The sequence below is a fragment of the Streptomyces sp. NPDC002265 genome (assembly GCF_040296125.1).
Classification (GTDB): Bacteria; Actinomycetota; Actinomycetes; order Streptomycetales; family Streptomycetaceae; genus Streptomyces.
On sequence record NZ_JBEOWS010000169.1, the window covers coordinates 1 to 20,175 of the forward strand.

Genomic DNA, 20,175 nt, shown 5'->3' on the forward strand with positions numbered 1-20,175 from the left:
GGCCTTCCCGGGAAGGCCGCCCCCATCGCCGTACCGCTGCCGCCGTCGTGTCTAGCCGGCGTCCTGGCTGTCGATGCCCAGGCCGGGCAGCAGGCCCGGGAGCAACGGCGGGAGGGTGACGTCGGGTTCGGCGACCGACGGGCTCGTGGACGGGGAGGCGCTGCCGGTGTCCTTGGGCGGGTCGAGCAGACCGCCGGTGCTGCCGCCGAGCAGTCCGTCGCCCTCGCTGCCGCTGCCGGCCGTCCTGCTCGGCCCGCCGGTGCCGGAGTGGCCGGTGTCGGAGGTGCCGGAGCCGGTGCTGGGCGTGCTCGACCGGTGGGCGCCGGAGGAACCGTCGGACGTCGAGCCGGGGCTCTGCCGTTGGCCTCCGCCGGTCCGGGCCGGAGTCTGCGGGAGCATGGACTGGAGCGGGGCGACCTCTTCGTCTATGGCGTCGAACACGGACGACACCTGGTCGCTGACGTCCCCGAGCTGGACCGGGAGCTTTTCGCGCAGCGCGCCCCAGGCCTCCCGATGGGAACGGGAGAACGTGGAGAGGGCCTGGATGGGACCCAGGGACTCGGGGTCGCGTTCGAAGGCCGCGTGCAGCAGTCGGTGGCCCTCGGTCGCGTCGTGCTGCATCCCGGACAGGGTGCGGCGGACCTCGCTGAGGGATTCGTGGTCGAGGTGGCCGCTGCGGCCGCGCTCCATCAGCCGACGTGCCTCGCTCAGCCGGGTGGAGGCCTGGTCGAGGTAGGAACGGCCGCGTTCGTCGTCCCCGTCGGACAGATGGTTGAGCTTGAAGTCCTCGATGCCGCGTTTGAGTCCGTAGAGCGAGTCGCCGGGCAGCGCGTCGGAGCTCGCGGAGGCGACTCCGCCGAAGGCTCCCGCGGCGACGCCGACGCTCAACCCGCCCGCGGTCAGGCCCTTGGCCAGGCGGGAACGCGGGCGGAACTTGCCGATTCCGGTCGCCCGGTGTGCGCCCCTCGACCGGGAGCGCTGCTCGGGCAGCGCAGTGTCCGTCGCCCCGCCGCCCAGCGTGCCCTCGCGGAGCATGGTCTCCATCGCGGCCACCAAACGGGCCCGTTGGACGACCTTGACCTCCGGGTCGAGCTCCGGTTTGGGCAGTGCGCCGAGACCGGTGGCGAAGGTCAGCAGCTGACCCTGCTCGGTCCGTTCCGCAGCAGCCGGGGACGACGGAGCCGGTCCTTCGGACTGCTCGGCCGCCGTGCCCAGGTCGGACAGCTCCTCCAGGGCCTGGGCGAAGGCGTTCGCCCGCCGGTGTGCCGATACGTTCGCGATCACTGGCGGCACCTCCTCTCGTCATGACGGTCGGCTCCCCAGGGGGTCCTGAGGGTTGCACACCCTGACCGAGCCCATACGAACGAGTGATCGAAGTCGGCCAGGGAGTGACCACAGGGAGCCTGCATCCCGCACAACGAGCGGCGCGGCACTTGGGTTACGGACGACGGATGATCGGATCGCGAAGTCAACGGTCTTTCACTGAACGTGAGTTGGTGATTGCTGAGAGTGTCCGCCGGGTCAACGGGCGTCCTCCGGGAGGAGCCGCGCCAGGGTGCGGACGGCGCGGTACTGGAGGGTCTTGATGGCACCCTCGTTCTTGCCCATCACCCGGGCGGTCTCGGCGACGGAGAGCCCCTGGAGGAAGCGCAGTGTCACGCACTCCTGCTGCTGGGGGTTGAGCCGGCGCACGGCGTCGAGCAGGGCGGCGTTGGAGAGGGACTCCAGGACGGAGTCCTCCGGGGAGCGCTCGACCTCGTTGGCGTCGAGCATCTCGCCGGTGGTGACCTCCAGCCGGAAGCGGCTCGACTTGAAGTGGTCGGCGACGAGGTTGCGGGCGATGGTGACCAGCCAGGCGCCGAAGTCGCGGCCCTGCCAGGTGAAGGTCCCGATGCGGCGCAGGGCGCGCAGGAAGGTCTCGCTCGTGAGGTCCTCGGCGGTCGCCTTGCCGCCCACCCGGTAGTAGATGTAGCGGTACACGGTGTCGCTGTACTGGTCGTAGAGGCGGCCGAAGGCCTCGGTCTCGCCGGACTGGGCGCGCTCCACGAGGTCCATCATGCGGGCGCTGTCGCTGTCGGCGGCCGGACGGCGGACGGTGGCGCCGGTACCGGTACCGGCGCTCGCCGAACGTCCTCGTCTGCCGACCGTGGCGCTTCCCTCGGCCAGCGCGTAGCAGGGACCGAGCGGGGTGGTGGTGGCGAAGGCGGGGGCGTTGTGGCCGGCGGGGACGGGGTACGCGGTGGGGACGAAGCCGCGCAACAGATCTTTGACCGTAGCGACCGTTGCGCGCAGCGTAGCCAGGCCCGAGGCGTCAACCCCGACGTGTGGGTACACGGGACTCCCAGAGGCAGAGCTTCCATCACGTGCAGTGCGGGACCGTTCACCCGTCGTAGCGACGGAGGGGTACCGGTTTGCGTCTGAGGAGAATAACGCTTCGTGCAGGCACTGCTACACCCAGTTGCTCAAATCATCGATTACGTCGCTTCTGCAACCGATTGACGCCTGATCGAGTACCGGAGAGTGAGCGATTACTGATCGGAAATCTTCGGGTTGAGGGTGGGTCCAGGCGTGTTGTGGCCGGGTCGGGTAGTGAGGACTGGACGGGGCGGGGGACGGGTACGTCACCGCGAATGGCCGGTTCATGAGCGGGCGTGACTGAATCGGGGCGTCGTGACCGAAGCGGGGCGTGGGGACCGGTCCGACCGGTCCCCACGCCCCGCTGGTCGTGCACTGCCGCCGTGCCCGGGCGGCGGTTACCGGCGCCTGCGGTGCAGGGCGATCGCCGCCGCCGTGCCGCCCGCCACCGCGCCGACGCCCGCCGCCGCGGGGATGCCGACCTTGGCCGCCTTGCGGCCCGTGCGGTAGTCGCGCAGGCGCCAGTCGAGGCTCCGGGCGTGTCGGCGCAGCTTGGAGTCCGGGTTGATGGCGTAGGGGTGACCGACCAGCGACAGCATCGGGATGTCGTTGTGCGAGTCGCTGTACGCGGCGCAGCGCGAGAGGTCCAGGCCCTCCGCGGCGGCCAGGGCGCGTACCGCCTCCGCCTTCGCCGGGCCGTGCAGCGGCTCGCCCACGAGCTTGCCCGTGTAGATGCCGTCGACGGACTCCGCCACCGTGCCGAGCGCGCCGGTCAGGCCCAGCCTGCGGGCGATCACCCCGGCGATCTCCACGGGGGCCGCCGTGACCAGCCAGACCCGCTGACCCGCGTCCAGATGGGCCTGGGCGAGGGCGCGGGTGCCGGGCCAGATGCGGCCGGCCATGTACTCGTCGTAGATCTCCTCGCCGATCGACATCAGCTCGGAGACCCGGTGGCCCTTGACGATGGACAGGGCCGAGTCGCGGGCGTCCTGCATGTGTTCGGGGTCCTCGACGCCGGCCAGCCGGAACCACGCCTGCTGCCAGGCGAACTTCGCGAGGTCGCGGGTCTCGAAGAACTTCCGTTTGTACAGGCCCCGGCCGAAGTGGAACAGGGCGGCACCCTGCATCACGGTGTTGTCGAGGTCGAAGAACGCGGCGGCTTTCTCGTCGCCGAGCACGGGGAAATCGGGCTCCTGGGCGGAGGCCTCCGGCTGCGACGACTTACGCGCCGCCTCCGCCGAGGCCTCGCCTGCCAACACGCTCCGCGCCGTGGCGGAGCGCCTACGGGGAGTGAGCCATCCGAGAGCGGCCATGGCGTGAGCATAGCCATTCTGTTCGGTGGTTCCGGAGTCGCGAGGTTTGGAGGGTGTGAACTCTCCGCTACCGGGCCGTTAAAGAACCGGCCGGCAGGGCGCGAGAATGGGGGGCATGAGTCCCCTCTTTCGGCGTAAGTCTCCCCAGGAGCGCGTGGTCACGCTCATCGGCAAGCCGGGGTGTCATCTGTGTGATGACGCACAGATCGTGATCGAAAAGGTCTGCGGCGATCTCGGCGTGCCGTGGGAGCACAAGGACATCACCCAGGACCAGGGGCTCCACGACCAGTACTGGGAGCAGATTCCCGTCGTCCTCGTGGACGGACGGCAGCACACCTTCTGGCGCGTGGACGAGCAGAGGCTGCGCAAAGCACTGACCGACTAGTCCAAGTAGCCGGGAAAGTCGCTTAGGATCGATGGTGAGTAGGTCTCGGGGGCGGGAATCGTGAGGAGAGTGTGCGTTTTTGCCCCCGGTTACCAAGGAACAGCGTTGCGTGTGCACCGGGTTCCGTCACCTGCGTCACGGGTGCGTGACCCCGGTCACGTTGGCAGGGCAAATCGGACACCATCTTTGTGCACACGTTCACAAAGACATAGCCTGCATTCGACGGGGCGGTCTGGGGACATGCGACCGCCCACAGCCCCGCTCTACCCGCAGGAGCACTGTGGCAACTGGCCGAACTCACCGACCGGCGACCCGTAGCCGAGGGATTCCCGAGGCCACCGTCGCCAGGCTTCCGCTGTACCTCCGCGCTCTGACGGCACTGTCCGAGCGCTCGGTGCCCACGGTCTCCTCCGAGGAGCTCGCGGCCGCGGCGGGGGTCAACTCCGCCAAGCTGCGCAAGGACTTCTCCTACCTGGGTTCGTACGGAACGCGCGGTGTCGGCTACGACGTCGAGTACCTCGTCTACCAGATCTCCCGCGAGCTGGGCCTGACCCAGGACTGGCCGGTGGTGATCGTCGGTATCGGAAACCTCGGTGCCGCCCTCGCCAACTACGGCGGTTTCGCCTCGCGCGGTTTCCGGGTCGCGGCGCTGATCGACGCCGACCCGGCGATGGCCGGAAAGCCCGTCGCGGGCATCCCGGTCCAGCACACGGACGAACTCGAGAAGATCATCAAGGACAACGGCGTGTCGATCGGCGTGATCGCCACGCCCGCCGGTGCCGCCCAGCCCGTCTGCGACCGGCTCGTGGCCGCCGGGGTGACCTCCATCCTGAACTTCGCGCCGACCGTGCTGTCCGTGCCGGACGGCGTCGACGTGCGCAAGGTCGACCTCTCCATCGAGCTGCAGATCCTCGCCTTCCACGAACAGCGCAAGGCCGGCGAGGAGGCCGCGGACGCCGAGGGCACCACCGCGGCCGCCGTCGTCCGCAAGGACTCCGCCGAGCAGGGACCCGACGGGGACGTACCCGCCGTGATGCCGGCATGAGTCTCCTCGTCGTGGGACTGAGCCACCGCAGCGCCCCGGTCAGCGTGCTGGAGCGCGCCTCGCTGAACGCGGACGGCCAGGTCAAGCTGCTCCAGGACACCGTCGCCGCCGAACCGGCCGCCGAGGCCGCCCTCCTGGCGACCTGCAACCGCATCGAGCTGTACGCCGACGTGGACAAGTTTCACGCCGGTGTCGCCGAGCTGTCCACCCTGCTCGCCCAGCACTGCGGGGTGGGGCTGGAGGAGCTCACTCCTTATCTTTATGTGCACTACGAGGACCGGGCCGCTCACCACCTGTTCTCGGTGGCCTGCGGACTCGACTCCATGGTCGTCGGCGAGGGGCAGATCCTCGGCCAGATCAAGGACGGCCTGGCCAAGGCGCAGGAGCTGCACTCCGCCGGGCGGCTGCTGAACGACCTGTTCCAGCAGTCCCTGCGGGTCGGCAAGCGCGCCCACTCCGAGACCGGCATCGACCGTGCCGGACAGTCCCTGGTCACCTTCGGCCTGGAGCAGCTGTCCGGGGGCGCCGACGTACGGACCTGGGTCCGGGGCAGGTCGGCGCTGGTGATCGGGGCCGGTTCGATGTCCTCGCTGGCCGCCGCGACGCTCGCGCGGGCCGGGGTCGGCGAGATCGTGATCGCCAACCGCACCCCCGACCGTGCCGAGCGCCTCGTCCAGCTGCTGGAGGAGCAGTACGGGCAGCGATCCGCCGAGACCGACGGCCCGTACGTCCGCACCCGCGCGGTGTCGATGGACGCGGTGCCCGCCGAGCTGACACGTGCCGATATCGCCGTCTCGTGTACCGGTGCGACCGGGCTCGTGCTCGGCGCGGAGACCATCGCCGCCGCGCTGACGGGCCGTCCCGGCCGGCCGGACGCGGCGATCGCCGGCCCGGACGACGCCACCGGCGTGTCCGGCAGCGCCCGTACGGACGAGCGGCCGCTGCCGCAGACCTCGGTCGGCGCCGACGACAACTGCCCGCTCGACCTGGCCGCCGTGCAGTCCGGCTTCTCCGTGATGGGGGAGGCCGCGGTCGCCGGGATGGACGCGGCGACGCTGGAGCAGCACGCGGCCTGGGTCGACAAGGGCACGGTCACCGTCGACCGCCGGGAGGCGCAGCGCGTCGTGGTCGGGGCCGAGGCCGAGCTGATCACCGCGCTCGCCGCGACGGCGGCCTCCATCGGCCGCGTCCCCGAGAGCCGCAGGCCCGAGCAGCCGGCCGGGGCCCCGCGGCCCGAGCCGGTCCTCTTCCTCCTCGACCTCGCGATGCCCCGCGACATCGATGCCGCCGTGCACCGGCTGGCCGGGGTACGCCTGGTGGACATCGAGTCGCTCGCCGAGGCCTCCGCGGACGCGCCGATGGCGGCCGACGTGGACCAGGTCCGGCGTATCGTCTCCGACGAGGTCGCGGCCTTCGGGGCGGCCCAGCGGGCCGCGCACATCACGCCCACCGTGGTCGCCCTGCGCACCATGGCCGCCGACGTCGTCGCGAGCGAGATCGCGCGCCTCGACGGACGGCTGCCCGGCCTCGACGACAAGCAGCGCGGCGAGATCACCCAGACCGTGCGGCGCGTCGTGGACAAGCTGCTGCACGCACCGACCGTACGGGTCAAGCAGCTCGCGGCCGAACCCGGCGGCGCCGGGTACGCGGACGCGCTGCGGACCTTGTTCGACCTCGACCCGGAGACGGTGGCCTCCGTCTCCCGGGCCGAGGAAAGCATCGAGAAGAACGCCAAGAACCGAGGGCCAGCATGAGTCAGAAGGCACTGAGGCTGGGGACCAGGCGAAGCAAGCTCGCCATGGCCCAGTCCGGGCAGGTGGCGGACGCCGTGAGCCAGGTGACCGGACGGCCCGTAGAGCTCGTCGAGATCACCACGTACGGCGACACCTCCCGGGAACATCTCTCGCAGATCGGCGGCACGGGGGTCTTCGTGACCGCCCTGCGGGACGCCCTGACGCGCGGCGAGGTCGACTTCGCGGTCCACTCGCTGAAGGACCTGCCGACCACGCAGCCGCAGGAGCTGGCGCTGGCCGCCGTCCCGCTGCGCGAGGACCCGCGTGACGTCATCGTCGCCCGCGACGCGCTGAAGTTCACCGATCTGCCCCGCGGGGCCCGGATCGGCACCGGCTCGCCGCGCCGCGCAGCGCAGCTGAACGCCTACGCGCGCAGCCACGGGCTCGACATCGAGACGGTCTCGATCCGCGGGAACGTGGACACGCGCATAGGCTTCGTGCGCGACGGCGAACTGGACGCGGTCGTGCTGGCCGCGGCCGGCCTGAACCGCCTCGGCCGCATCGACGAGGTGACCGACTTCCTGTCGGTCGACACGGTTTTGCCCGCCCCCGGCCAAGGGGCCCTGGCGATCGAGTGCTCCGCGGACGACGCGGACCTCATCGCGGCACTCGGCGAGCTCGACGACCCGTTCACGCGGGTCGCCGTGACCGCCGAACGGTCACTGCTCGCCGCCCTGGAGGCCGGTTGCAGCGCCCCTGTGGGCGCGCTGGCCGACCTTCTGGCCGACGGCCAGATTGTCAACGAAATGCGCCTGCGGGCCGTCGTCGGTACGCCCGACGGCACTCGTACGGTGCAGCTGTCCACCACCGGTCCCGTGCCCGAGACGCACGACGGGGCAATGGCGCTCGGTCGCGAACTCGCCGCCGAGATGCTCGCCCAGGGCGCGGCCGGTCTGATGGGGGAGCAAGCACGGTGAGCCCCACCACCCTTCCCACCGGTCCGGAACACGGGCACGTCACCTTCCTGGGTGCCGGACCCGGGGATCCGGGACTGCTGACTCTGCGCGCCGTCGAGGCGCTGGCGCACGCGGACGTCCTCGTCGCCGAGCACGAGGTGCTCGACGTCGTACGCACGCACGCCCGACCCGGCGTCGCCGTCGTGAACACGGAGACGGATCCCTCGTCGGATCCGGTTCCGGGCACAGGCACGCCACAGCTGACGGTCGTTGACGGCACGTCAACAACCGCTGGTGTCCCCGCAGTGAGGGATGCCGCACATCTTGTCATGGAGGCCGCGCGGGGCGGCAGGCGGGTCGTGCGTGCGGTGTCCGGGGACCCCGGACTCGATACGTACGCCGCCGCCGAAATGCTCGCCTGCGCCGCCGCGGGCGTTCCCTTCGAGGTCGTCCCCGGTATCGCGGCCGCCGTCGGCGTGCCCGCGTACGCGGGTGTGCCGCTGCGGGACGCGCAGGGCGCGGACGTACGGTTCGTCGACGCGCGGACCGCTTCGGACCGGTGCTGGACCGAGGTCGGCGCGTCGGACGGGACCGTCGTGGTGTCGACGACCCTGGACTCGGTGGCCGCCGCGGCCGGCGAGCTGGTCTCCGCGGGCCGCAAGCCCGACACCCCGCTGACCGTGACGGTCGCGGGTACGACCACCCGGCAGCGGACCTGGACGGCCACGCTCGGCACGATCGCGCAGACGCTGAAGCAGGCGAAGGTCCTGCCGTCCCCGGACGGCGGCCGGCCGGTGATAGCCGTGGTCGGTGAGCGTTCCGCCCCCGCCCAGCGCGCTCAGCTGTCGTGGTTCGAGTCCAAGCCGCTGTTCGGCTGGAAGGTGCTCGTACCGCGCACGAAGGAGCAGGCGGCGTCGCTCTCCGACCAGCTGCGGTCCTACGGCGCGGTGCCGTACGAGGTCCCGACGATCGCCGTCGAGCCGCCGCGCACGCCCCAGCAGATGGAGCGCGCGGTCAAGGGCCTGGTGACGGGCCGCTACGAGTGGATCGCCTTCACCTCGGTCAACGCCGTCAAGGCGGTCCGGGAGAAGTTCGAGGAGTACGGGCTCGACGCGCGTGCCTTCGCGGGCATCAAGGTCGCCGCGGTGGGCGAGCAGACCGCGAACGCGCTGATCGCCTTCGGCGTGAAGCCGGACCTGGTGCCCAGCGGCGAGCAGTCGGCCGCGGGCCTGCTGGAGGACTGGCCTCCCTACGACCCGGTCTTCGACCCGATCGACCGGGTGTTCCTGCCCCGCGCCGACATCGCCACCGAGACGCTCGTCGCCGGGCTGATCGAACTGGGCTGGGAGGTCGACGACGTCACCGCCTACCGCACCGTGCGCGCGTCGCCGCCGCCGGCCGACACCCGGGAGGCGATCAAGGGCGGTGGCTTCGACGCCGTGCTCTTCACGTCGTCCTCCACCGTGCGCAACCTGGTGGGTATCGCGGGCAAGCCGCACAACGTCACCGTGATCGCGTGCATCGGCCCGGCCACGGCCAAGACCGCCGAGGAGCACGGGCTGCGGGTCGACGTCATGGCCCCGGAGCCGTCGGTGCACAAGCTGGCGGAGGCGCTGGCCGAGTTCGGGCTGCGGCGCAGGGCTTCCGCGCAGGAGGCCGGTGACCCGGTCACCCGCCCGAGCGAGCGCCGCCCGGGAGCGCGCAGGCGCCGGTCCACGACCTGACCGCACCTCGCGCCCACGAAGCGCACGCCCCGCCGTCCCGTATCAGTACCGGGACGGCGGGGCGTTCTTCGTCGGGCGCCTCGGCACCGCCCCGCTCAGGTCAGGGTCCAGCCGCCGTTCGCGTACCAGTAGTGCGGCAGGCCCGCGGTGCCGCTGGTGCGGAACGGGACGCCGTCGTCGTCGATGCGTTCGGTGCCGGTGCGGCCCTGTGAGGACCAGTCGAGCTCCAGGTACCAGCGGCAGTCGCAGCCGTCGGTCCTGGCCTCGACCGTCAGCACCTCGGGATCCGTCACGGAGACCCGGTAGGGCAGGTCCATCGCCGGGACGAGCTTCTCGCCCTCGTAGCCCGGGACCGCGTGCGCGATCGGCCGGTCCTTGTCGAGGGCGACGGTGAACGAGTGGGGGCCCAGGCCGCCGCCGCAGCCCTGGCCCGTCGCGTAGACGTTGCCCTTCACCGGGGCGGCCCGGCCCACGACACGCACCCGCAGAGCCTCCAGCACCACGGCCGCGTCCGTACGCCCCTGCACGGTGATGTCCACCATGGTCTGGCCGCCGTGCACCGCGGCCTGCGAACGCGCCCACGGGGAGGCGTCCTGCGGGGCCGGGGGCGGCGGTACCTGCGCGGGTTCCTTGTCGATGACGTAGTCGTGCTCGCAGCCGATCGCCCAGCGGTGGGAGTTCGCCGTCCAGGTGATCGGCGCGACGGGGGTGCTGTTCGCGGCGGAGCTCGTGGACGGGCTCGCGGACGGGTCGGGCGAGCGGTCGCCCGCGGCGGACGCGTGCGTCGCGGGCGAGCCGGACGGCCGGCCGTGGGTGGGGGCGGGCCCGGTCGGGGCCGGGGTGCCGTGCCGGGCGTCCGCCGCCTTCGCGGCCGCCCGGTCGCCGCCGGTGGCCGAGGAGTGCCCGGACGGCAGCAGGGACAGGCTGCCCAGGGTCGCGATCAGCGCGGTCACGACGGCAGCGGCGAGGGGGACGCGGCGTCTGTACCAGGGCGGTCGTGCGGCGGGGCGCGGCAGTCCGCCGTGCTCGGGTGAGGAGCCGAGGAGGAGTTCTTCCGAGGGCTCTGGGGTCTCCGAGGTCTTCGGGGCACCGGGGGAGGGGACGGGCTCAGCAACCGCCGTGGGTACGGGGGTGGCGGGGGCCGGGGCGTCCTCGGCGGCCGGGGCGCCCTCGTCGGGGGCATCCTCGCCGTCCGCCGGGAGGGCCCCGGCGGCCGCCGGCGCGGGCTCGGGCGCCGTCCGGGGACGTTGCCGTGCCGCCACCGCCAGGATCCAGCGCCGGTGCAGCTCGATCCGTTCGGCCGCAGTGGCCCCGCACAGCGCGGCGAACCGCTCCACGGGCGCGAAGCCGAGCGGTACGGCCTCCCCCGCGCAGTAGCGGTGCAGTGTCGAGGCGTTCATGTTCAGGCGGCGGGCGAGTGCCGCGTAGCTGCGGTCCGTGCGGTCCTTCAGACGGCGCAGCAGCGCCGCGAACTCCTCCACCTCGTCCTGGGACGGCACCGGTTCTCCCTGTCTCGCGTCCCAGGACGGCATCCCAGGCACTCTCGGTACTCAGAGGTCACAGGGCCTGGGACGGTTCCACCGTTGCGGGTGGGCGGGCGTTCGTTGTGCCCGGACCGAGGGGCCGCCGATGCTTCTGGTGTCGCCGGATCCGCCCCCCACGCCACGGGGGTCGAGGGGGCCGGACCCGCACTCGGCGACGCGATCCCGACCCGCGCACAGCGGCGTACTCACGGATCCATCGAACTCACCGAACCCACTGAACACACCGAAACCGGGGAACACACTGATGAGCAAGAACACGACCGCCCGCAAGACCGTCCGCCGCACCGTCCTGATCGCCGGCCTCGTCGCCGCCGTGGCCCTGCCGCTCGGGCTCACCGCCTCGGCACAGGCGACCCCGGTGAAGGCGGCCACCGCCGCCGCGGCGCGGGCGACGGTCACCGGCACGGCGTCCGACAACGTGACCCAGGTCGCCGACTTCTACGGGGCCTACATCGACGCCAAGAGCGACCCGGAGACCGGCGGCCGGCTCGCCACCGAACTGCGGAAGTTCTACGTCACGGCCGGCGGTCTGGGCGAGGTGGCGAAGTGGGAGGCCGCCAACCAGGCGGACGGCGTCCTGCACGCCCAGAACGTCCCGGCGCAGTGGACGGTCAAGGCCACCGGCACCGCCGGCCGGGTCGCCGTCACCCTCACCTGGGGTCAGTCGGACCCCACCCGGCTCGTGGTCGACCTGGACCGCAACCACAAGATCACGCACATCGCCGGCAAGTGACCGCACCGCCCTCCGGGGACCGGGTCCGCGCACCGCGGGCCCGGCCCCACGGCCCGGGGCCCCGGGCAGGAGCGGCGGCGCGGACTCCGACGGATCGTCGGCAAAGGTGCATCCGGGGCGGGCGTAGCGTAGACGGCATGACGAAGTACGGATCCTTCCCCGGTACGCGTCCGCGGCGGCTGCGCACCACCCCCGCCATGCGGCGCATGGTCGCCGAGACCCGGCTGCACCCGGCCGACTTCATCCTCCCCGCGTTCGTGCGCGAAGGGGTGAGCGAGCCGGTGCCGATCGGCTCGATGCCCGGGGTCGTGCAGCACACCCGGGACAGCCTGAAGAAGGCCGCGCTGGAAGCGGTCGAGGCAGGGGTCTCCGGGATCATGCTCTTCGGGGTGCCGGAGGAGTCGAAGAAGGACGCGCTCGGCACACCGGGCACCGACCCGGACGGGATTCTCCAGGTCGCGCTGCGCGATGTGCGCGCCGAGGTCGGCGACGACCTGCTGGTGATGTCCGACCTGTGCCTGGACGAGACCACCGACCATGGGCACTGCGGTGTCCTCGACGAGCAGGGCCGCGTCGACAACGACGCCACGCTGGAGCGGTACGCCGAGATGGCGCAGGTCCAGGCCGACGCGGGCGCCCACGTGGTCGGGCCGAGCGGGATGATGGACGGCCAGATCGGCGTCATCCGGGACGCGCTCGACCAGATCGGCCGCGAGGACGTGGCGATCCTCGCCTACACCGCCAAGTACGCCTCCGCCTTCTACGGGCCGTTCCGTGAGGCCGTCGGCTCGTCCCTGAAGGGCGACCGCAAGACCTACCAGCAGGACCCGGCGAACATCCGCGAGTCCCTGCGGGAGCTCGCGCTCGATCTGGAGGAGGGTGCCGACATGGTGATGGTCAAGCCGGCCGGCCCCTACCTCGACATCCTGGCCAAGGTCGCCGACGCCGTCGACGTGCCGGTCGCCGCGTACCAGATCTCCGGCGAGTACGCGATGATCGAGGCCGCCGCCGAGAAGGGCTGGATCGACCGGGACCGGGCGATCCTGGAGTCGCTGACCGGCATCAAGCGGGCGGGAGCGCAGAACATCCTCACCTACTGGGCGACCGAGGTGGCGCGCACGCTGCGCTGAACACCTGCCGGACATGGGCACGATCAACTCCGTTGGGGAGTTAGGTTGTTGGCGACCTCAGGATTGGTTGCCCGTTAAATGACCGACTCTCCCAGGGAGACGCCCATGTCCGGTGACGCGCTCAGCCATGACCCCGCCGAGCTGCGCAGGAGGATCGACACCACCAAGGCCCACCCGGCCCGGGTCTACGACGTCTTCCTCGGCGGCAAGGACAACTACCCCGTCGACCGCGCGGCCGCGGCCGCCGCGCTCGGCGCCAACCCGCGCGGCTACCTCGACGTACGGCACAACCGCGACTTCATGCGCCGGGCGGTGAACACGCTGGCGAAGGAGGACGGCATCCGCCAGTTCCTCGACATCGGCACCGGACTGCCGACCGCCGAGAACGTCCACCAGATCGCGCAGCGGATCATCCCCGACTCCCGGGTCGTCTACGTCGACAACGACCCGGTGGTGCTCGCGCACGCGCGTGCCCTGCTGACCTCCGGGCCCGAGGGCGTCACCGACTACATCGACGCCGACTTCAAGAACCCGGCCCAGATCCTCGAACAGGCCGCGAAGATACTCGACTTCGACCAGCCGATCGCCCTGTGCCTGGTGGCGATCCTGCACTTCGTCGAGGACGAGGAGGCCTACCCGATCGTCCGCGGCCTCATCGACGCCCTGCCGTCCGGCAGCCGGCTCGTGCTCAGCCACCTCACCGAGGACCTCAACCCCGAGAACATCCGCGCGGTGCAACGCACCTACACCGAGCGCGGGTTCACCTTCGTGCTGCGCTCGCGGGCCGAGGTCGAGCGCTTCTTCACCGACAGCGGTCTGGAGCTCGCCGAACCGGGCGTCGTCCCGGCGCACCACTGGCACCCGGACGACGCGGCTCCCGTCCCCGAGCAGCCCGAGGCCGAGTACCTCGCCACGCTCGACGCCATCGACAAGGTCCGTTACCACGGCATCAACGACGTCACGGACGCCGACATCAACGTCTACGCGGCGCTCGGCCGCAAGGCGTGACCCCGGCGCCCGGCCGCCGGTCCTAGAGCTCCGGACCGCTCAGTCCCACCAGAAGTACCAGGTCTCCGCCGCGATCAGGCTCTTGGCGTAGTCCCGCAGGGCGTCCGGACCGTCCTGCGCGAGCGTGTCGGGGCAGAACGCGAAGTGCTCCGCCGCCACCGCCTCGGCCTGCTCCGGGGTGGTGGGCGGCGCGGCGACCGAGACGGCCATGCTGTCGAAGCCGAGGGCCACGACCCGTATGCCGAAGCGGTCCTCCCAGGAGCGCAGCACCGCGCAGTGCACGGCGATGTCCTCCTCGTAGTTCAGCGGGCCGGTCCAGCCGATGGCCGCCGGGATGTCCGCGCTGCGACGGGCGGGCACCAGCGCCAGATGCGGTTCCTTGAACCGGGTGCGGTCCTCGGCGAGGAGGTCGGCGACCTCGGCCGCCCGGGTGTCCGGATCGGCCGTGCGGGCCGGGGGCGCGCACAGTCCCGGCCACTCGTCGCCCGCCGCCGCGTACTCGTCCCAGAAGTCGGCGAGCACCTCCTCGGCGTCGTGGTCGCCGGGGTAGGACACCTCTGCGGGCATCAGCTCCCACTCCTGCGGCCCGCCCTGGTGGCCGCCGAGGTCCAGCAGCACCGGCAGCAGCCCCGCACGCCCGGCCCGGGCGCCCAGCGCCGACCAGTTGCCCGTCGACACGGGCTGCTCGGCGTGCCACAGCAACGGCTCGTGCCAGGGACCGTCGTCGGTAGCGTCGATCAGTCTCCCCAGCGGGAGTTGGAGCCCGAGCGAGCGTCCGCTCGGGTCGGCCGCCAGCGCGGGCAGCGGGTTGGGAAGGGTCGCCATGACGCCGACTCTAGGTGCAGGCACTGACAGCGGGTCGGGGCGCGGCGGGCTAGCGGGTGACGAAACCGGTGAAGGCGGCCCAGGCTGCGGGGGCGACCTGGAGGGTGGGTCCGTTCGCTCCGGGATTCTTGGAGTCCCGGACGTGGACGGTGTGGGGGCAGGCGGCGATCTCGACGCATGCGCCGCCCTCGTCGCTGCTGTGGCTGGACTTACGCCAGGTGTAGGCGACTTCGACGCACTGGCCGCCTTCGCTGCCACTGTAGGACGACTTGAACCACTGAAGTGCTTCGGCGCTCATTGCTCTCCTAGCAGACGGTCCAGCAGGGTCAGCGAGTCCTGAGCGGTCAGGGCCTGTGTCCGCAGCATCGCATACTTGCGCGCCAGGATGGACACCTCGTCCGGGTCGGAGACCCACTGGCTGCCGCGTTGCGACTCGGTGTAGGCGAGGTGCTGGTGGTCCGGGGTCTCGAGGAGGGTGAAAGGGCCGTCGAGACCGGCGTGGTGAGGGCTGTCGAGGCGGAGGAACTGGAGGGACAGGCCAGGTAGTTCCGCCAGTCCGCGCAGATGACGCAACTGTTCCTTCCGTGTCTCCGGCGTGCCGATCTCCAGACGCAGCACTGGCTCCCACACCGCGAAGCTGAGCGTGGGCGGGATCTTGCGGCACAGGATCGCTTGACGCTCGACACGTGCTGCGGTGCGGGTGTCGATCTCGTCCGAGTCGAAGGCGGGGACGCGTTCACGCAGTACGGCGCGGGCGTACGCCTCGGTCTGGAGCAGGCCGGGCAGGACGGCGTTGTCGTACCAGGACAGCGCGATGGCCTCCCGCTCGTGCTGGACGTACAGCTCCGCCCACATCGGGAACTGGTCGATCTCCGGCAGGTTCGCCACCCCTGCCGCCAACAGCCCGCGCGTGTCCAGGAGTTCGTCCAGCAGCTCCGCCAGATCCGGCTTCAGCGGCCGTCGGCCCTGCTCGATCGAGGCGACCGTCTCCTCGTCGAGCATCAGCCGCTCGCCGAGCTCACGCTGGGTCAGGCCCGCCGCCCGCCGGGCCGTCCCGACCTGGACGCCCAGCATCTTCATGGCCGAGAGGTTCTTCTTCCGCGGCGCTTTCCTGGAGTTCATACCGGTCCGACTCCCCACACCCGCCCGTACACGATCCGGTGGGAACCCGTACAAAAAATCAGTACGGACTCACTCCCTGATCGACGATAGTGACTCTCCGCAACTCTTGTGTCGTGAACGAGACGATCCAACTCCCCCTCCTGAGGGAGAAGTTCTTCCGTCGTGAACGCCGGTCCGTGCCCGCTGCCAGGCGGTTCGCGTACGAGGCGCTGGACGGCTGGGGGCTCGCCGGAACCGAGGTCGGGGACGACGCGTTGCTGTGCGTGAGCGAGCTGGTGACCAACGCGCTGGTGCACGGGGTGCCGCCCGGACGGCACTTCCTGGTGTTCCTGCGCTGCGACGGGCGTGTGCTGCGGATGGAGGTGCACGACAGCGGGCCCGGTGTGCCGCGGATCGTGGACGACCGGGACGAGGGCGGACGGGGGCTGCTGCTGGTCGCCGCGCTGTCCGACAGGTGGGGCGTGGCCGAGCGGGAACTCGGCAAGGTGGTGTGGTGCGAGTTCGGGTGCGGGCGGCCCGCGGGGTGATCCGTGCGCGCCTGCCTGCTCTTCGAGCGGGCCTGGGCCCAGAGCCGGGAGGCCTGGGCCCAGGGGGCCGCCGGGTGTCAGAGCCGCTCGGGCGTCCTGATGCCCAGGAGGTCCATGCCCTTGTGCAGGGTGCGGGCCGTCAGGTCGACCAGGAACAGGCGGTTCTCCGTCTGCTCCGGGGTCTCGGCCTTCAGGACCGGGCACTGGTCGTAGAACGTGGTCAGCAGCGACGCGAGCTGGTACAGGTACGACGCCAGCTTGTGCGGCTCGTGGCTCGCCGCCACCTCCAGCACCGTCTCGCCGAACTGGTCCAGGTGCAGGCCCAGCGCCCGCTCCGCCGGGGCCAGTTCCAGCTCCGGGTGGGCGGTGGGACGGGCCTCGCCCGCCTTGCGCAGGATCGACTTGATCCGGGCGTAGGCGTACTGGAGGTAGACGGACGTGTCGCCGTTCAGCGACACCATCTGGTCCAGGTCGAACTTGTAGTCGCGCACCGCCGACGTCGACAGGTCCGCGTACTTCACGGCGCCGATGCCGACGTACCGGCTGTTCTCGACGATCTCCTGCTCGGACAGGCCGACCTTCTCGGCCTTCTCCCGGACCACGGACGTCGCCCGCTCGACCGCCTCGTCGAGGAGGTCGACCAGCTTGACCGTCTCGCCCTCACGGGTCTTGAACGGCTTGCCGTCCTTGCCGAGGACCGTGCCGAAGGCGAGCTGGAACGCCTTGACGTCGTCGTTCAGCCAGCCGGCCCGCCGGGCGGTCTCGAAGACCATCCGGAAGTGCAGCGCCTGCCGGGCGTCCACCACGTACAGCAGCGAGTTCGCCTTCAGGTTGAAGACGCGGTCGCGGATCGCGGACAGGTCGGTGGCCGCGTAGCCGTAGCCGCCGTCGGACTTCTGCACGATCAGCGGGACCGGGTTGCCGTCCGGGCCCTTGATGTCGTCGAAGAACACGCACAGCGCGCCCTCGGAGCGGACCGCGACGCCGGACTCCTCCAGCAGCCGGCAGGTCTCCGCGAGCATGTCGTTGTAGCCGGACTCGCCGACGATGTCCGGGTCCCGGATCTCCATGTCCAGCTTCTCGAAGACGGAGAAGAAGTAGATCTTCGACTCGTCCACGAACTTCTGCCAGACGGCGAGCGTGTGCGGGTCCCCGGCCTGGAGGTCCACGACCCTGCGCCGGGCCCGCGTCTTGAACTCCTCGTCGGAGTCGAAGAGCTTGCGGGCCGCCTTGTAGAGCCGGTCGAGGTTCGACATCGCCTCCTCGCCGCTCACCTCGGCCGACTTGTGGTCCAGCTCGTGCGGGTGCTCGTCCAGGAACTGGATGAGCATGCCGAACTGGGTGCCCCAGTCGCCGATGTGGTGACGCCGTACGACGCTCTCGCCGGTGAACTCCAGGAGCTGGACGACCGCGTCGCCGATCACCGCCGAGCGCAGATGGCCGACGTGCATCTCCTTGGCCACGTTCGGCTGGGCGTAGTCGATCACCGTGGTGCCCGGGTGCGCGGCGAACGGCACGCCGAGGCGGTCGCTGTCCGCGTACCGCGCGGCCAGGTTCTCGGTGATCGCCCGGTCGGCGATCGTGATGTTCAGGAAGCCGGGCCCGGAGACCTCGATGTCCTTGATGACGTCACCCGACCGGACCTGCTCGACGACCTGCGTCGCCAGCTCCCGCGGGTTGGCCTTGGCCTTCTTCGCGAGCGCCAGGATGCCGTTCGCCTGGAAGTCCGCCCGGTCGCTTCGGCGCAGCAGCGGGTCCGCGGAACCGGCGTCCGGCAGGGCTGCCGAGAGGGCCGTCGCGAGCTGCTGCTGTACGGAGTCGCTGAGGGACGTGACCGAGGCCATGGGATGGATGCCGTTCTCCTCGTGGAATGGATAGACCCGCCCAGTATCCCACGGGGGGTAAAGCGGTTTTCCCAGGCGCGTGGTGGTCTGGGAGAATGGGGACGGTCAGTACCCCAGACAATTCCTTCAGAAAAAGAGGACGTGCCGATCGTGGCTCAGAGCGCCGAGACCACCGACTGGGTCTCCCGTTTCGCGGACGAGGTCATCGAGGAGTCGGAGCGTCGGGCCCCGGGCAAACCGGTCGTCGTGGTCGCGTCCGGTCTCTCCCCCTCCGGTCCCATCCACCTGGGCAACCTCCGCGAGGTCATGACCCCTCATCTCGTCGCCGACGAGATCCGCCGACGGGGCCGGCAGGTCCGGCACCTGATCTCCTGGGACGACTACGACCGCTACCGCAAGGTGCCGCAGGGCATCCCGGGCGTCGACGACTCCTGGGCCGAGCACATCGGCAAGCCGCTGACCTCCGTCCCGGCCCCGAAGGGCTCCTCGTACCCGAACTGGGCGGAGCACTTCAAGGCCGCCATGGTGGAGGCGTTGGCCGAGCTGGGCGTCGAGTTCGACGGGATCAGCCAGACCGAGCAGTACACCGCCGGTACCTACCGCGAGCAGATCCTGCACGCGATGAAGCACCGCGGTGACATCGACGCGATCCTCGACCAGTACCGCACCAAGAAGGCCCCGGCGAAGAAGCAGCAGCAGGGCCAGAAGCCGGTCGACGAGGCCGAGCTGGAGGCCGCGGAGGGCTCCGGCGCGGCCGCGGAGGACGACGGCAGCGCCGGTTCCGCCGGGTACTTCCCGTACAAGCCGTACTGCGGCAACTGCGAGAAGGACCTGACCACGGTCACCTCCTACGACGACGACACCACCGAGCTGACGTACAGCTGCAACGAGTGCGGCTTCTCCGAGACCGTCCGGCTGAACGAGTTCAACCGCGGCAAGCTGGTCTGGAAGGTCGACTGGCCGATGCGCTGGGCGTACGAGGGCGTCGTCTTCGAGCCGAGCGGTGTCGACCACTCCTCGCCCGGGTCGAGCTTCCAGGTCGGCGGCCAGATCGTCGGCATCTTCGGCGGCAAGCAGCCCATCGGGCCGATGTACGCGTTCGTCGGCATCAGCGGCATGGCGAAGATGTCGTCGTCGAAGGGCGGTGTGCCCACCCCGGGCGACGCGCTGAAGATCATGGAGCCGCAGCTGCTGCGCTGGCTGTACGCCCGCCGCAGGCCCAACCAGTCCTTCAAGATCGCCTTCGACCAGGAGATCCAGCGTCTCTACGACGAGTGGGACAAGCTCGACGCCAAGGTCGCCGACGGCTCCGCGCTCCCGGCGGACGTCGCCGCCCACGCGCGCGCGGTGCGCACCGCGGACGGCGAGCTGCCGCGCACGGCCCGGCCGCTGCCGTACCGGACGCTGGCCTCGGTCGCGGACATCACCGCCGGGCACGAGGACCAGGCGCTGCGCATCCTGTCCGAGCTCGACCCGCACAACCCGCTGGGCTCGGTGGACGAGGCCCGTCCGCGCTACGACAAGGCCGAGGCGTGGATCAACACCCACGTCCCCGCCGACCAGCGGACCATCGTGCGCGAGGAGCCGGACGCGGAGCTGCTGAAGTCCCTCGACGAGGACGCCCGGCAGTCGCTGCGGCTGCTGGCCGACGGGCTGGCCGAGCACTGGTCGCTCGACGGTCTGACCCACCTCGTCTACGGCGTTCCCAAGGTCCAGGCCGGCTTCTCCGCCGACGCCACGCCGAAGGAGCTCCCGCCGGAGATCAAGACCGCCCAGCGCACGTTCTTCGCGCTGCTGTACCACCTGCTCGTCGGCCGTGACACCGGCCCGCGTCTGCCCACGCTGCTGCTGGCGGTGGGCCAGGAGCGGGTGCGGGCGCTGCTCGGCGAGTAGCCGCCCTCGGCACTACGACGACGGGGCGCCCGGTGTTC

Annotated in this window: 18 protein-coding genes; 10 read left to right on the forward strand and 8 right to left on the reverse strand. The window is 71.1% G+C overall.

The window, feature by feature from the left end:
• Positions 1-51: 51 nt before the first annotated feature.
• From ABT085_RS26525 to ABT085_RS26535, 3 genes are all read right to left on the reverse strand, one after another.
• Positions 52-1,284, reverse strand: a complete 1,233-nt coding sequence (locus ABT085_RS26525) for a DUF5667 domain-containing protein (protein ID WP_351612811.1) — start codon at positions 1,282-1,284, stop codon at positions 52-54.
• Positions 1,285-1,521: 237 nt separating this feature from the next.
• Positions 1,522-2,334 carry an ECF subfamily RNA polymerase sigma factor, BldN family gene (locus tag ABT085_RS26530; RefSeq protein WP_351612814.1) on the reverse strand — a complete coding sequence of 271 codons (813 nt, stop codon included), beginning with the start codon at positions 2,332-2,334 and terminating at the stop codon, positions 1,522-1,524.
• A gap of 419 nt (positions 2,335-2,753) precedes the next feature.
• Positions 2,754-3,668 (reverse strand): HAD family hydrolase, encoded by a 915-nt coding sequence (locus ABT085_RS26535; RefSeq protein ID WP_351612817.1) that lies wholly within the window; start codon positions 3,666-3,668, stop codon positions 2,754-2,756.
• A 106-nt stretch (positions 3,669-3,774) separates the two neighbouring features.
• On the opposite strand from ABT085_RS26535, the gene ABT085_RS26540 reads away from it, so the two are divergent.
• The 5 genes from ABT085_RS26540 (at position 3,775) to ABT085_RS26560 (ending at position 9,511) form a co-directional block, all read left to right on the forward strand.
• Positions 3,775-4,053: a glutaredoxin family protein gene (locus ABT085_RS26540; RefSeq protein ID WP_351612819.1), complete on the forward strand. Its 279-nt coding sequence runs from the start codon at positions 3,775-3,777 to the stop codon at positions 4,051-4,053.
• Between the two features lie 280 nt (positions 4,054-4,333).
• A complete protein-coding gene (locus ABT085_RS26545; protein ID WP_351612822.1) occupies positions 4,334-5,098 on the forward strand; it encodes a redox-sensing transcriptional repressor Rex in 765 nt (254 codons plus the stop codon).
• Positions 5,095-6,852 carry a glutamyl-tRNA reductase gene (locus ABT085_RS26550; RefSeq protein ID WP_351612825.1) on the forward strand — a complete coding sequence of 586 codons (1,758 nt, stop codon included), beginning with the start codon at positions 5,095-5,097 and terminating at the stop codon, positions 6,850-6,852. The genes ABT085_RS26545 and ABT085_RS26550 overlap by 4 nt, the downstream gene beginning before the upstream one ends.
• A complete protein-coding gene (gene hemC / locus ABT085_RS26555; RefSeq protein ID WP_351612828.1) occupies positions 6,849-7,808 on the forward strand; it encodes a hydroxymethylbilane synthase in 960 nt (319 codons plus the stop codon). Before ABT085_RS26550 ends, hemC begins: the two co-directional genes overlap by 4 nt.
• A complete protein-coding gene (locus ABT085_RS26560) occupies positions 7,805-9,511 on the forward strand; it encodes a bifunctional uroporphyrinogen-III C-methyltransferase/uroporphyrinogen-III synthase (RefSeq protein WP_351612830.1) in 1,707 nt (568 codons plus the stop codon). Before hemC ends, ABT085_RS26560 begins: the two co-directional genes overlap by 4 nt.
• A 95-nt stretch (positions 9,512-9,606) precedes the next feature.
• Here ABT085_RS26560 and ABT085_RS26565 read toward each other — a convergent pair whose 3' ends face one another.
• Positions 9,607-11,010, reverse strand: coding sequence for a helix-turn-helix domain-containing protein (locus ABT085_RS26565; RefSeq protein WP_351612833.1), 1,404 nt, complete (start codon positions 11,008-11,010; stop codon positions 9,607-9,609).
• 289 nt (positions 11,011-11,299) lie between these two features.
• Here ABT085_RS26565 and ABT085_RS26570 point away from each other — a divergent pair, with 289 nt between their 5' ends.
• The 3 genes from ABT085_RS26570 to ABT085_RS26580 all read left to right on the forward strand — a co-directional run bounded on the left by ABT085_RS26570 (position 11,300) and on the right by ABT085_RS26580 (position 13,926).
• Positions 11,300-11,788, forward strand: a complete 489-nt coding sequence (locus tag ABT085_RS26570; RefSeq protein WP_351612836.1) for a hypothetical protein — start codon at positions 11,300-11,302, stop codon at positions 11,786-11,788.
• Between the two features lie 137 nt (positions 11,789-11,925).
• Complete coding sequence (gene hemB, locus ABT085_RS26575; protein ID WP_351612839.1) at positions 11,926-12,918, forward strand: porphobilinogen synthase; 993 nt, start codon at positions 11,926-11,928, stop codon at positions 12,916-12,918.
• Positions 12,919-13,023: 105 nt separating this feature from the next.
• Positions 13,024-13,926: an SAM-dependent methyltransferase gene (locus ABT085_RS26580; RefSeq protein ID WP_351612842.1), complete on the forward strand. Its 903-nt coding sequence runs from the start codon at positions 13,024-13,026 to the stop codon at positions 13,924-13,926.
• A 39-nt stretch (positions 13,927-13,965) separates the two neighbouring features.
• Here ABT085_RS26580 and ABT085_RS26585 read toward each other — a convergent pair whose 3' ends face one another.
• Genes ABT085_RS26585 through ABT085_RS26595 form a run of 3 tightly spaced genes read right to left on the reverse strand, consistent with a single transcriptional unit; the run spans position 13,966 to position 15,873 of the window.
• Positions 13,966-14,751: a DUF4253 domain-containing protein gene (locus tag ABT085_RS26585; RefSeq protein ID WP_351612845.1), complete on the reverse strand. Its 786-nt coding sequence runs from the start codon at positions 14,749-14,751 to the stop codon at positions 13,966-13,968.
• A gap of 49 nt (positions 14,752-14,800) precedes the next feature.
• Positions 14,801-15,049: a DUF397 domain-containing protein gene (locus ABT085_RS26590; protein WP_351612848.1), complete on the reverse strand. Its 249-nt coding sequence runs from the start codon at positions 15,047-15,049 to the stop codon at positions 14,801-14,803.
• Positions 15,046-15,873 carry a helix-turn-helix domain-containing protein gene (locus ABT085_RS26595; RefSeq protein WP_351612851.1) on the reverse strand — a complete coding sequence of 276 codons (828 nt, stop codon included), beginning with the start codon at positions 15,871-15,873 and terminating at the stop codon, positions 15,046-15,048. The genes ABT085_RS26590 and ABT085_RS26595 overlap by 4 nt, the downstream gene beginning before the upstream one ends.
• Positions 15,874-15,986: 113 nt before the next feature.
• On the opposite strand from ABT085_RS26595, the gene ABT085_RS26600 reads away from it, so the two are divergent.
• Complete coding sequence (locus ABT085_RS26600; RefSeq protein WP_351612853.1) at positions 15,987-16,400, forward strand: ATP-binding protein; 414 nt, start codon at positions 15,987-15,989, stop codon at positions 16,398-16,400.
• A gap of 77 nt (positions 16,401-16,477) precedes the next feature.
• Here ABT085_RS26600 and argS read toward each other — a convergent pair whose 3' ends face one another.
• Complete coding sequence (argS, locus tag ABT085_RS26605; protein WP_351612856.1) at positions 16,478-18,244, reverse strand: arginine--tRNA ligase; 1,767 nt, start codon at positions 18,242-18,244, stop codon at positions 16,478-16,480.
• A 141-nt stretch (positions 18,245-18,385) separates the two neighbouring features.
• On the opposite strand from argS, the gene lysS reads away from it, so the two are divergent.
• The gene (gene lysS / locus ABT085_RS26610; RefSeq protein WP_351612859.1) at positions 18,386-20,137 is read left to right on the forward strand and encodes a lysine--tRNA ligase; all 1,752 of its coding nucleotides are present in this window, start codon (positions 18,386-18,388) and stop codon (positions 20,135-20,137) included.
• Positions 20,138-20,175: the final 38 nt, after the last annotated feature.

What these genes read in the sequence shown, in the direction of transcription:
- ABT085_RS26590 (WP_351612848.1), bottom strand. Translation starts at nt 15,049, where the DNA reads ATGAGCGCCGAAGCACTTCAGTGGTTCAAGTCGTCCTACAGTGGCAGC.
- ABT085_RS26570 (WP_351612836.1), top strand. Translation starts at nt 11,300, where the DNA reads ATGAGCAAGAACACGACCGCCCGCAAGACCGTCCGCCGCACCGTCCTG.
- hemC (WP_351612828.1), top strand. Translation starts at nt 6,849, where the DNA reads ATGAGTCAGAAGGCACTGAGGCTGGGGACCAGGCGAAGCAAGCTCGCC.
- ABT085_RS26595 (WP_351612851.1), bottom strand. Translation starts at nt 15,873, where the DNA reads ATGAACTCCAGGAAAGCGCCGCGGAAGAAGAACCTCTCGGCCATGAAG.
- ABT085_RS26585 (WP_351612845.1), bottom strand. Translation starts at nt 14,751, where the DNA reads ATGGCGACCCTTCCCAACCCGCTGCCCGCGCTGGCGGCCGACCCGAGC.
- ABT085_RS26580 (WP_351612842.1), top strand. Translation starts at nt 13,024, where the DNA reads ATGTCCGGTGACGCGCTCAGCCATGACCCCGCCGAGCTGCGCAGGAGG.
- ABT085_RS26540 (WP_351612819.1), top strand. Translation starts at nt 3,775, where the DNA reads ATGGGGGGCATGAGTCCCCTCTTTCGGCGTAAGTCTCCCCAGGAGCGC.
- ABT085_RS26550 (WP_351612825.1), top strand. Translation starts at nt 5,095, where the DNA reads ATGAGTCTCCTCGTCGTGGGACTGAGCCACCGCAGCGCCCCGGTCAGC.
- hemB (WP_351612839.1), top strand. Translation starts at nt 11,926, where the DNA reads ATGACGAAGTACGGATCCTTCCCCGGTACGCGTCCGCGGCGGCTGCGC.
- argS (WP_351612856.1), bottom strand. Translation starts at nt 18,244, where the DNA reads ATGGCCTCGGTCACGTCCCTCAGCGACTCCGTACAGCAGCAGCTCGCG.
- ABT085_RS26535 (WP_351612817.1), bottom strand. Translation starts at nt 3,668, where the DNA reads ATGGCCGCTCTCGGATGGCTCACTCCCCGTAGGCGCTCCGCCACGGCG.